The sequence below is a fragment of the Bacteroides sp. AM16-24 genome, from assembly GCF_003471885.1.
Taxonomy (GTDB): Bacteria; Bacteroidota; Bacteroidia; order Bacteroidales; family Bacteroidaceae; genus Bacteroides.
The window spans coordinates 32141-44864 of the sequence record NZ_QRKI01000023.1 but is presented as its reverse complement, the minus strand read 5'-3'; the positions used below and the strand labels follow the sequence as shown (position 1 = coordinate 44864).

General features: G+C 44.2%; 9 protein-coding genes. 6 read left to right on the top strand and 3 right to left on the bottom strand.

Features of this window, described 5'->3' with window-relative positions:
* Position 1 precedes the first annotated feature (1 nt).
* The 4 genes from DW182_RS20120 (at position 2) to DW182_RS20105 (ending at position 6639) form a co-directional block, all read left to right on the top strand.
* Positions 2 to 1276 carry an ABC transporter permease gene (locus DW182_RS20120; protein WP_118296606.1) on the top strand — a complete coding sequence of 425 codons (1275 nt, stop codon included), beginning with the start codon at positions 2 to 4 and terminating at the stop codon, positions 1274 to 1276.
* Positions 1277 to 1303: 27 nt separating this feature from the next.
* A complete protein-coding gene (locus DW182_RS20115; RefSeq protein WP_115502725.1) occupies positions 1304 to 2542 on the top strand; it encodes an ABC transporter permease in 1239 nt (412 codons plus the stop codon).
* 27 nt (positions 2543 to 2569) lie between these two features.
* Complete coding sequence (locus DW182_RS20110; protein ID WP_118296605.1) at positions 2570 to 3883, top strand: ABC transporter permease; 1314 nt, start codon at positions 2570 to 2572, stop codon at positions 3881 to 3883.
* A 143-nt stretch (positions 3884 to 4026) separates the two neighbouring features.
* Positions 4027 to 6639, top strand: a complete 2613-nt coding sequence (locus DW182_RS20105) for a HAMP domain-containing sensor histidine kinase (protein WP_118296604.1) — start codon at positions 4027 to 4029, stop codon at positions 6637 to 6639.
* A gap of 38 nt (positions 6640 to 6677) precedes the next feature.
* On the opposite strand, the gene DW182_RS20100 is transcribed toward DW182_RS20105, so the two are convergent.
* The gene (locus DW182_RS20100; protein WP_118296603.1) at positions 6678 to 7913 is read right to left on the bottom strand and encodes a fucose isomerase; all 1236 of its coding nucleotides are present in this window, start codon (positions 7911 to 7913) and stop codon (positions 6678 to 6680) included.
* Between the two features lie 214 nt (positions 7914 to 8127).
* Between DW182_RS20100 and DW182_RS20095 the strand changes: the two genes are divergently transcribed.
* Both DW182_RS20095 and DW182_RS20090 read left to right on the top strand, forming a co-directional pair.
* Positions 8128 to 9327 carry a pyridoxal phosphate-dependent aminotransferase gene (locus DW182_RS20095; protein ID WP_007664710.1) on the top strand — a complete coding sequence of 400 codons (1200 nt, stop codon included), beginning with the start codon at positions 8128 to 8130 and terminating at the stop codon, positions 9325 to 9327.
* A 133-nt stretch (positions 9328 to 9460) separates the two neighbouring features.
* A complete protein-coding gene (locus tag DW182_RS20090) occupies positions 9461 to 10705 on the top strand; it encodes an ABC transporter permease (protein ID WP_117707758.1) in 1245 nt (414 codons plus the stop codon).
* Positions 10706 to 10861: 156 nt separating this feature from the next.
* On the opposite strand, the gene DW182_RS20085 is transcribed toward DW182_RS20090, so the two are convergent.
* Together DW182_RS20085 and bioD are read right to left on the bottom strand one after the other, a co-directional pair.
* Positions 10862 to 12034: a glycosyltransferase gene (locus tag DW182_RS20085; protein WP_118296602.1), complete on the bottom strand. Its 1173-nt coding sequence runs from the start codon at positions 12032 to 12034 to the stop codon at positions 10862 to 10864.
* 48 nt (positions 12035 to 12082) lie between these two features.
* Positions 12083 to 12724 carry a dethiobiotin synthase gene (bioD, locus tag DW182_RS20080; protein ID WP_007664707.1) on the bottom strand — a complete coding sequence of 214 codons (642 nt, stop codon included), beginning with the start codon at positions 12722 to 12724 and terminating at the stop codon, positions 12083 to 12085.

Genomic DNA, 12724 nt, shown 5'->3' with positions numbered 1-12724 from the left:
TATGAAGAACCTGCTAACACAAATAAAGAATGAATGGCGGAGCAACCTTTTCCTGCTCGTGGAGTTATTGTTGGTTTTCGCTGTGTTGTGGTATATCGTTGACTGGGTTACGGTTACTGCACGTGTTTATCATACTCCGATGGGGTTCGATACAGAGCATTGCTACAATTTGTCTTTTAATAGCCTGACTCCCAAATCTGCATTATATAATCCGGCTTTTACAGCCGAAGACGATGTGGATGCCCTGCTTGAGATTGCTGAACGTTTACGTCACCGTCCCGGCGTGGAGGGTGTTACTGTTTCACAGAATTGTTACCCATATAATGAGGGGAGTAGTGGAGCATTTTTTTATTTACAGGATACTATCTGTGTCACTGCTCATCAGATTTGGTCCGATCCGGATTTCTATCGCGTTTTTCGTTACCACACTGTTGATGGTGGTGGTCCGGATAAACTCGCTGCTGCTATTTCCGACCAAACTTTAGTTGTTACTTCCAATGTCACCGACAGGTATCCCCAACTGAATATGTCCGATGCCCGTTCTTTGCTGAACAAGGAAGTTTCTTTGACTTATCCCGACCGTGGTTATCATCGGCGTATTGCCGCCATTGCCGCCCCTGTGCGCAGTTCTCATTTTGAAACATCAAATGAGTGGGGTGGAGCATTTATCGGTCATAATCTAAATAGGGATGCCCTTATCAATGATTTGGGCAATGTGCGTTATGCCCAGGTCAGCCTGCGCGTTTCACCCGATGCGGACCATGACTTTGTGGATGCGCTTATGGAGGATGTGGACCGTCTTTATCGGGTAGGCAATGTTTACTTGCTTGATGCGCTTCCTTTCAGTGACATTCGCTACGTCCGGGAACTTGAAGATGTGAATGAGGTGAAGACACAACTTTGCATCCTCTTCTTCCTGATGCTGAATATATTTCTGGGGGTTATCGGTACTTTCTGGTTTCGTACACAGCACCGGTGCCGTGAAGTGGCGTTGCGTATGGCAATGGGATCCAGTCGTCGAGGTGTGTTCTTACGCCTGATGGGTGAGGGGTTGTTGCTATTATCGGTCGCTGCCGTTCCTGCTCTGCTGATTGCTTTCAATGTGGGTATTGCCGAGTTGGTAGACATCAGCAAGATGCAGTTTACATTTGAGCGCTTCTTGATTGCGGCTGTGTTTACGTGGTTGCTTATGGCATTGATGATTGTTGTCGGCATTTGGTATCCGGCTTACAAGGCCATGCGGTTACAACCTGCTGAGGCACTTCATGACGAATAGTATTGTTTTATCAGAAAAAATAGAACTATGATAATCAGACAGGCATTTACACTTTTGCGACAAAATCCGTTTTTCAGCGTCGTTTCCATTATCGGTACGGCGGTAAGTATTGCTTTTGCTATGGTAGTCTACATGGTTTATGACATTCAGACTGCCAATATTCGTCCCGAATCGCATCGTGATCGGATGGTTTATTCTTCTTATGGCTATAGTTATCGTAAGGCAGATCATAGTAATGCGAACACGGGTATGTCTTATCAGGCTGCCAGCCGTGTTTTTGAAAATTTGCCTGGTGCGGAACTTGTTACTTATACCAGTTATTTCACCATGGAGTATTGTGGGGTTTCACCGGAGAAAGGTTGTCGCCGCCAGAAGCGTCGTGTCGATCTGAACTTCTGGCGTCTTTATGATATTCGTTTCGTAGCAGGTCGTTCGTTCGATCAACAAGAGTTTGATGCTTGTGCAGATGTTGTAGTCATTGCCGAGCGGTTGGCACGCGAAGCTTTCGGTTCGGCTGAAGAAGCTATTGGCAAGAGTTATTTTGTTGATTTTCGTCCCAAACGTGTAGTAGGGGTTACGGAAGATGTAAGTTCTCTTTTCACCTTTGCTTATGGCGAGGTGTGGGTGCCTTACTATACTAAAGACCCTGCATGGGGAAGTGAAGGATTACGTGGTGGTTTTGAAGCGATGGTGTTGTGTAAACCAGATGTCAGTCCCAATGAAATGAAACAACAGATAGAGAGTTCGCTGGATAGTCTGAATGCATCACTTACCGAATATGAATTGGTACTTCCTGATTTGAGCACCTATGCTGAGCGCCAGTTCTTCCGTGATGATTTCCTTAACCCTATGGCTACCTGTATCATTTTGGGGCTTATCCTACTCATTGTGCCGGCAATCAATGTTAGTGGACTTATCTCCTCTCAAATGTCTCGTCGTCTGTCGGAACTTGCGGTGCGTAAAGCTTATGGTGCAAGTCGTCTGACCTTGATGACACAGCTGCTAATTGAGAACTTGCTGATGGCATTCATTGGTGCATTGCTGGGATTTCTGCTTTCATGCCTGCTGTTATGGTTGGGGAAAGATTGGATGCTCGCAGGTGGATATACCGATACGAACTTCGAGGTAAGTATCTGGCTTTTCCTACGACCCACCGTATTTCTGACGGTATTGGGCGTATGCCTGCTTTTTAATTTTCTGTCCGTATTTATTCCGGCATGGAATGCTACTCGCCGTCCGATAGCAGAAGTTATCAGTGGAGAATAATTGTTTAAAAACTAAAGAGAAACCATTATGATAAAGTCTATCCTGACCCAAATCTGGAACCAGCGCCGTTCGAACAGTTGGCTCTTTGCAGAACTTCTGATTGTTTTCGTATTGTTATGGTATTGTCTTGATATGCTCTATGCTTTTGCTTATGCAGAACGTCAGCCTAAAGGGTATGATTTGGAACATGTATATAAAGTCAGTATATCCACGAACCCCATGCAGTTGGTACTTTGTTCTTCCGAAGATAGTTTGCAAAATTTCTGGTTTAAGCCTATGGAGGAAGTATTCCGCCGGATCAAACAAAATCCGGATGTGGAGAGTGCTAGTATCTGGCTTGGTTCTGATGCTTATACTCGAAACACTGTATTTCAGGGATACACCACAGATAGCATAAGTGTGAAGGATGCTAATATTCGTTATGTATCTCCTGAATACTTTGATGTAATGCGTATTCCAATACAAGAAGGCACAGGAATGTTTTCTGCTGATATGAATGCCTTTGAAAGTACTTCCGGCTCTTCGCTGTCATTTGCTTCAGCCGAGTGGAATCCTGCTGTCACTCCATTGCCCGCTGTCATTACATTAGAGCTGGCTGACAGCCTTTTTCACGCTCATAACGGAGTATTGGGGAAGGAATTTTTCGATTATTATACAGGTAGCAGTCTCCGTTACCGGGTGACTGCCGTATGCGACCATCAGAAGACAGATGATTATGCCCGCTATGAATCTTTCATTTTAACCCCTCTTCCGAATTGGTTTTACAGAATGCAAGCTATTCCTTTTATTTCCATTCGCGTGCGCCCCGAAGCTGATACGAATGATTTTGCTACCCGCTTCTCCCGTGAAATGACTTCACGGTTGCAGGTTGCACCGTTCTATCTGTTTGAAGTCCGTAGCTATGATGAACAGAAAGCGGAGCGTGATGCATCCGAAGGGATTACTCCGTATATTCGCAGTGCACGGCTTATTGCTATATTCTTTAGCTTCAATGTTTTTATCGGGTTGATGGGGACTTTCTGGTTCCGTACCCGCCATCGCCGTAGTGAAATTGCTTTGCGTATGGCGATGGGAAGCAGTCGTTCCAGAATACGTTCCCAATTGTTGGGAGAAGGTTTGTTATTGTTGATACTGGCAGCTATTCCGGCTTTGATTATTTGTGGTAATCTGGTTATGGCGGAAGCTGTAATGACGGAACAGGCTGACGCTACCGGACTTCGCTTTGTGTTAGTCTCATTATTCACTTTCTTTCTTATGACCTTGATGGTAATTGCCGGTATCTGGTTCCCTGCTGCACAGGCGATGCGGGTGAAACCGGCGGATGCCTTGCACGACGAATAGTCAGATTTTCTTCTATATGGTGCACCTTTTCTTTTGCATAAGGTAAAAGAAAAGGTGCATTCTGTTCTGTATTTCAATATAATCCGTATATTTGCGTGGAAAATTCATAGCACATTTATTCATAAACAGAAGAAAATCGAGATATGAAGAGACGCTTATTCCTCGTGATGCTGATAGGCCTGTTTCCTTGCATTGTTTTTGCCGGACACTTTTATGCTGCAGAACGTACATACAACGTGCTTTTCATCCAGTCATATAATCATCGTACTCCCTGGAATGAACGTTTGACGGAAGGGGTACGTGATGGTCTGTCACGTGGAGGTATAAAAGCGAAAGTTACAACAGAATATTTGGATGCCGATTACTGGACTTTTTCATCAGAGTGTGTCATTATGCGGCGCATTTGCGAACGGGCCCGTCAACGAAATACCGATATTATTGTTACAAGCAGTGATGAAGCTTTCTATACTTTGATGCATTGTGGAGATTCCCTGCCTTATAAGTTACCGGTTGTTGTATCGGGTATTAAATATCCTAATGAAAAACTGATGTCGAAGTTGCCCAATGTCTGCGGGTATACATCTAAGATCGATTTCATACACTTGCTTGAAAATGCACATCGTATATTTCCTAATCGAACAGAAGTCGTTTGTGTTTCAGACAGTAGCCTTTTGGGGCTTAGAGGTGTTTCTGAATTAGAACGTATGTGGCCTGTTTATCAAAAACTTCATCCTGAGTATAAGTTGAAGGTCATGAATGTGCAGGCACAGGCTCCCAATCCTGTTATCGCTTCTATCTGTTATGATTATAACGCATATAACCGTATTGTCATTGCTCCCAAATGGACCCCTTTCCTCTCTTTTATTGGAAAAAATTCTAAAGCTCCGGTTTTTGCCGGACAGAGTCTGGCTTTGACAAACGGCGTATTTTGTGTGCACGATATGGAGCCTTATGAAGGGGCCAGTGCAGCAGGTAAATGTGCTGCACAAGTTTTGCAAGGTGCCACACCTTCTGTAATCGGAGTTATGGATCTTCCGGGTAAAATGCTTTACGACTTCAAGCAGTTGGAATATTTCAGAGTAAATGCGGATAAAGTAAGTGATAGTGGTGTTATCATGAATGCACCTTTGATGGAACGTTACCGCATCTGGTTCGTACTGTTCTATTCTATTATTGTAGGTGCATTAGTTTTCCTCGTAATCTGGCTCTATCGTTTGAATCGCCATGAATCACGTCGTCGTATGCATGCTCAAACACGTTTACTGATACAGAATCGTCTGGTGGAGCAGCGTGATGAATTTGATAATATTTTCTGTTCTATTCGCGATGGGTTAATTACTTATGATACGGATTTCCGTATACATTTTGTTAATCGTGCTCTGATGTTGATGCTCGAACTGGATCCTGATACTCATACGGCACGTTATTACGAAGGTCAGATGGCTGGTTCCATTTTCCATATCTATTCGAATGGGGAGGATATTCTACAGTCTTTACTGAAACAGGTGAGAGCTGAGCGTCGTGTAATACCTATTCCGGAGAAGGCTTTTATGCAGGAAGTTCATAAAGGAACTTATTTTCCGGTTTCTGGTGAGATTGTACCGATTTACTCCAAGAATAAGATGACAGGTATGGCTATTTGTTGCCGCAATATTTCGGAGGAAGAAATGCATAAGCGTTTTTTCGATCTGGCTGTGGATGCAAGTTCCGTATATCCCTGGCAATATGACATACGCACGCATAGTTTCCACTTCTCGGGTGCATTGCTCGATTACTTCGGGCTTCCCGGCAAGCAGACTATCTTGCGGAAAGAATTGGAGCTTTTTATCCATGCGGATGATTTGGAAGAGGCTCACCGACATTTCACGGCCATTTTCAAAGGTGAGGAAATGGATACCCGTATGAGTTTCCGTATGCGTAGCGGAGAAGGTAAATATGAATGGTGGGAATTCCGTAGTGCCTCTTATAACGGTCTGGATTCTGAGGCGCCTTATATGGTATTGGGTGTTTGTCAAAGTATACAGCGCTATAAAACTACCGAAGAAGAATTGATTGCAGCCCGTGACAAAGCTTTGCAGGCTGATACTCTGAAATCGGCTTTCCTGGCCAATATGAGTCATGAAATTCGTACTCCATTGAATTCTATTGTCGGTTTCTCCGATTTACTGAAAGATATTGATGCATTCAGTCCTGAAGAAGTAAAACAGTTTGTAGATACAATCAATACGAACTGTACTTTATTGTTGGCATTGATTAATGACATTCTTGATCTGTCTCGCATTGAGTCCGGTTCAATGGACTTCCGTTTTGCCGGATACAACCTTACGTTTGTAATGCAGCAGATCTATGATTCTCAGCGTCTGAGTATGCCTCCGGGTGTAGAGCTGGTCATGAAATTGCCCGAAGAAAGTAAATCCATAGTAACGGATTCTGTCCGCCTGAAACAGGTGATCAATAACTTCATTAACAATGCCAAGAAATTTACGACTCAAGGTTCTATAACCTTCGGTTTCTTTACGGAAGAACCGGGTTATACGGTCTTCTTTGTAGAAGACACCGGAAGCGGTATTTCGGAAGAAAACCAGCGACGCATATTTGAGCGTTTCTATAAAGTGGATAGCTTTACGCAGGGTGCTGGTCTGGGACTAAGTATCTGCCAAACCATTGTAGAGCGTTTCAGAGGGGAGATAAACGTATCTTCTGAATTAGGAAAAGGTACACGCTTTACAGTACGTGTACCCGATTTTAATGAATAATACGAATCAGTTTCAACCACTGATTTGCATGAATAGTATTATTCAACTCTTTTGCATCCGTTGGCTTGTAGGAATTCATCCAGCAATATTTCGTAATTCCCCTGTATCAGGATATGGTGGTTTCCCAATGGATTTTTGAGGAAATACTCTGCGGGTGTATCCATTTTAATGCGTACCTGTGTGCGACACATATTGATGTAGTTAGTATTCTCGGTTAGTGTACCTGTACTCAGGTAATACTCGTCCAGACATTCTCCGCCACATTTTACCAAAGTTACGTGTCCTGTAGGCAGGATTCCCTGAATACCGATACCCGTCTCTGTTTCAAAGTGGTTGCGGATAATGTATTGTTCGGTTTGTGCAATACCCACGGTGCAGTGTGCAAGTACGATTTCGTTGGTGCGTGCATTGATCATCGAAGGGTTTGCCATGAAAGAAGCTTTGCCAGTCAGCACTTTTACGGCAAGCTGGGTAAAGACAGATTGCAGGTCACCTTCGCAGCCGGCAATGATACCATCATCGTTCAATAGGGAGAGAGCGAGGCATCCGGTGGTTCCGGTTTGTTCTATCAGCTTGAAGCAGCTCAGAGTGAGTGCGCTCAGTTTTTCTTCTTCCACAATCCGCTTAATGGTACGATACAGGCGCATGGCTTTTATCAGATCCTCCGGTGTTGCTTCACGGCAGGCAAGCGCTTTACTGGCAAAAGCGGCGCAGGCTTCGCCCACTTCATCATTTGTGATCTGATTGTAATACTCATAAACGCGTTCCAGTGAGATGTCGGTGTATTCAATTCCCCAACGACGTTTGGAGAGCAGGTAATCTACATTGCTGGCAACAAGCCAGGAAGAGGGGGAACCTATTACGCCGATACGCGATCCGGAGAGCGCCCGTTGAGCTTTGAAGTTACTATGAAGTACGAAGATACGTTTGATGATTTCAGGTAGTTCTCCGTGGAGGATTTCACTTTTCATACCCCTGCCACGTAGCCAGGACGAGATTTCAAGCGCGGCAGCCAGTGAGTTTTGCATACCGTCCGCCAGTAAGATTGCAGGGCGGGGCAGAGACTCAAAGTGCTGGATAACCAACCGTTCTACACCGCCGGTAGCAATGAAAAGCAGACTGAAATCGTCTTTTGTGAGTTTGTTGATGTTTTGATATTCTACAATATTTACAGTGAAATATTTCTCCAGTTCGTTTAATATAAGTTCGTGTGAGCCGAGAATGGATGCTTGTTTATGAAGCAACGATGCAAATGTTATCAGGTTTAATACCATGGCATTGTATATGATTTACGATTTGACAATCAAAGGTACAATTTCTTTTGAAACCATCACTATCTTTTAAGTCATAGCTAGTGTTTTTAAACTTTTTTGCCAATGCTTTCCTGTCATTTCAAATAAAGTGTTACTTTTGCACCTTTGATTGCATATATATGAAAGTGTATCGCCAATCGTTAACATTTATTTGTCAAATTGTAAATACTTAGACATGCCAGCAATATCTATTCGCGGAACGGAGATGCCCGCGTCTCCTATCAGAAAACTGGCTCCTCTGGCTGATGCAGCCAAGCAAAGGGGAGTGCACGTATTCCATCTGAACATCGGACAACCCGACCTGCCCACACCGCAAGTCGCGATTGATGCTATACGCAATATCGACCGGAAAGTTCTGGAATATAGCCCCAGTGCCGGATATCGTAGTTACCGTGAAAAACTGGTGGGCTATTATGATAAGTTCAACATCAAGCTGACGGCAGATGATATCATCATTACTTCCGGTGGTTCAGAAGCTGTATTGTTTTCTTTCTTAGCGTGCCTTAATCCGGGTGACGAGATTATTGTTCCCGAACCGGCTTATGCCAATTATATGGCGTTTGCCATTTCTGCCGGTGCTAAGATACGCACCATTGCCACTACGATAGAAGAAGGTTTCTCACTTCCTAAAGTAGAAAAGTTTGAAGAACTGATTAATGAGCGCACCAGAGCTATCCTGATCTGTAATCCTAATAATCCGACTGGTTACCTGTATACCCGTCGCGAAATGAATCAGATACGTGACCTTGTGAAGAAGTATGATTTGTTCCTCTTCTCCGATGAGGTGTATCGTGAATTCATTTATACAGGTTCTCCTTATATTTCTGCCTGCCATCTGGAAGGTATCGAAGATAACGTAGTATTAATAGACTCCGTATCCAAACGTTACTCGGAGTGTGGTATCCGTATCGGAGCTTTGATTACGAAGAATGCGGAAATTCGTAGTGCTGTAATGAAGTTCTGCCAGGCACGTCTCAGTCCTCCGTTGATTGGCCAGATTGCTGCTGAAGCTTCTTTGGATGCTGATGAAGATTACCTGCGTGATACGTATGATGAATATGTAGAACGCCGTAAATGCCTGATAGACGGACTAAATCGCATTCCCGGTGTGTATTCACCTATTCCTATGGGAGCATTCTATACAGTGGCGAAACTTCCGGTGGATGACTCCGATAAGTTCTGTGCCTGGTGCCTTTCCGACTTTGAGTATGAGGGACAAACCGTATTCATGGCACCCGCTTCCGGCTTCTATACTACTCTCGGTTCTGGTCGGAATGAAGTGCGTATAGCTTATGTACTGAAGAAGGAAGACCTGACCCGTGCGCTCTTTGTGCTTTCAAAGGCATTGGAGGCATATCCGGGAAGAACGGAATAAAGTGATAAGGTGATAGAGTGATAAGGTGGTAAAGTAATAAAGTTATATCATTTTACCATCTTATCACCCTATCACTCTATTGCTCTATCACCCCCTATTACTCTATCGCTTTATTATTTAATTAATTAACCCTATGAGCCTGCCGTTGTTTTTGGCCCGACGTATTTACCGCGACAGAGATGCTGGAAAGCAAGTTTCACGTCCTGCCGTGCTCATTGCCCTGATAGGTGTTGCTATCGGTCTGGCGGTGATGATTATTACGGTGTCGGTGATTGTGGGGTTCAAGAGCGAAGTGCGTGGTAAAGTCATAGGTTTCGGTTCGGACATTCAGATTACGAATTCGGATGCTGCACGTTCCTATGAAACGCGTCCTGTGGTGGTGAATGATAGCGTTATCTCCATTCTTTCCGAATATCCTGAGGTAAAGCATGTACAACGTTATTCCACTAAACCGGGCATGGTGAAGACTGCCGAAGATTTTCAGGGCATGGTTCTGAAAGGGGTAGGACCAGAGTTTGATCCTGCCTTTTTCCGTGAACATCTGGTGGAAGGAGAGTTACCACAGTTCAGTGATACAGTTTCTTCCAATCGGGTCGTCATTTCTAAGGCACTTGCCACAAAGTTAAGATTGAAACTCGGAGATAAGATAGATACCTATTATATACAGGATGATATCCGTGCCCGCCGGTTGCAGGTTGTGGGAATCTATCAGACTAATTTTTCGGAATACGACAACCTCTTTCTTCTTACAGATTTATATCTTGTAAATCGTCTTAATAACTGGGAGCCGGGGCAGGTGAGCGGTGCAGAACTACAGGTACGCGATTATGATCGTCTTGAGGAAACTACCTATCAGATTGCTGCCGACCTGAACGGAATAGAGGATAAGTACGGAGAAGACTATTGTGTGCGCAATGTGGAGGAACTGAATCCCCAGATATTTTCTTGGCTCAGTATTTTGGATGTGAATATTTGGGTAATATTGATATTGATGGCCGGTGTAGCAGGTTTTACCATGGTATCCGGTTTATTGATTATCATCATTGAGCGTACTTCCATGATTGGTGTGCTGAAGTCTCTTGGTGCTAACAATACTACCATACGCAAGGTATTCCTTTGGTTCTCAGTTTTTCTTATCGGAAAAGGTATGTTATGGGGCAATGCTATCGGATTGGCATTCTATTTCCTGCAAAAGTGGTTTGGAATCTTTAAGCTTGATCCTGAAACGTATTATATGGATACTGTTCCTGTATCTTTCAGTATCCTGTTGTTCTTATTACTGAATATTGGCACTTTACTGGCATCCGTTCTGATGCTTTTAGGACCTTCTTTCCTGATTACACGTATCCATCCTGCCAATTCTATGAGATACGAATAGAAATGCCGCATTTCATCGTCCTAAATGCCACACCTCAACAAGTGAAATGTCACACTTCGTGGGTGATAAAGTGTGGCATTTGTTCTATTGAGTTGTGGCATTTGGGACGATGAGCTGTGGCATTTGAAATGCTAACCTTGCGGCATTGGAAAATAGTCATCTTCTTAAGAAATCACTTCTCTTTCTGAACTGGCAATAAAGCTTCCAGCGGAGTGATTGCATCGGCTGTAAAATATCGAATACCGGAAGGGTAAAGAAGTAACGCCGTTCTTCTCCGAGGTCCTTTGCCGTCTTATTGATAATCAAAGCTTGCATAGTGTATCGCAGGGCGAACATCAGAAATGCAATGCCGGCTGTCAGCCAGTGAAAATTCAGTATTCCAATCACCAGGGCTGCTATCCATGCTGCATGGAATAATAACCGTGTTGTAGTTTCAAAGCCAGATAAATAGCGTTGGATACCCCGGTAGAAATGTGCTGTACTCATATAGCTGATTTTCTCTTCCCGCCAGTCTTTGGCGCGGTAAATGGGTTGTACGCGTACCACTGCGTTGGCATCGGTCTCTATCCTCGTATTTTCGGCTGTAGCTGTCCTGTTGATGAATAAATCGTCATCTCCGCGTTGCAGGTTCAAGTGTGCTGAGAACCCTTTTTGGGCATAGAATAACTCTTTCCGGTATGCCATGTTGCGTCCGATACCCATATAAGGCTTTCCTGCCAGTGCATAGCCCAGATAGCGCATGGAAGTGAACAGATTATCAAAAGACACCCGTTTGTGCAGCCAGCCTTTTCCACGTTCGTATCCGCTGTATCCCAATACGATTTGTGCACGGGAGGTAAAGTTACGTGCCATGGTGCGCAGCCATTGGTTGCTTTCGGGCAGACAGTTTGCGTCGGTAAACACAAGCCAGTCATATTTACTTGCCTTTATTCCGAGAGTGATGGCCAGCTTCTTACGGCTGATGTAGCGTGAAGAACTTGGAACGAAGCTATGATACAGGTTCGGGTACTTTTCCCCTTGCAGGGTCAGGTAGTCTTCGCTTTCGTCCGTGTTGCCATCGTTGATGACGATCACTTCGAATTGCGGGTAATCTTGCTCCAGCACAGCAGGCAGATTGCGGCGCAGGTTTTCCACTTCCTCACGGGCATAGATGATGACCGATAAAGGTGGCAACTCCTGTGAAAAATGTATGTCACTTCGCTTTACGGCACGGCTACGGGTATGTATACGATTATAAAGACAAAAGTAATAAAGGAGTTGGATCAGGAAAAGGATACCGACAGCGGCAAGTAATGCTTGTTCTGTAGTATTGAATGTTAATGTTTCCATGTGGTCGTATGACGTTTTTTGTGTTGCAAATGTACACAAAAAATATGATTATACGACAGGTACCACCACAAACTTGCTTTCCGGGAAATACTTATTCAGATACCGGCGGATATACAGCATCGTATCTTCTTGTATTGTAGTATCTTCTACGGTAGGATAGAGATTATACAGCACCGTATCCAGCTGTATTCCTCTGCTTCGGATTGCCTCGAAACTGAGCAATGTATGGTTGATACTTCCCAGCTTGCCGGAAGTCACGAATATCAGTGGATATTGTTTTTCTGCAATGTAATCAATCGTCAGGTAATCTTCGGTAAGCGGAACCATTAGTCCGCCTGCACCTTCCACAAGCACTACATCGTAGCGTCGGGCAAGTTCTTGCGTGGCACGTTCTATCTTTCCGAAGTCAATCGGGCGGTTGTCGATGCGTGCAGCCAAATGAGGGGAGCAGGGATAAGAGAATATCTCAGGCATGGTCAATCCCTCACGATCCTCCTCTGTTATACCAATACCCATGAGGCGGCGGTGCAGGTCTATATCCTCGGAATGCCCGACGTTACCTGTCTGGATGAATTTTTGCGTGATAACACGTTTACCGCTGCCAATCAGTTGGCAGGCATAATAAGCTGTACAATAAGATTTTCCGGCATCCGTGTCAATACCACTGATAAAATAGACATTGTTTTCCAT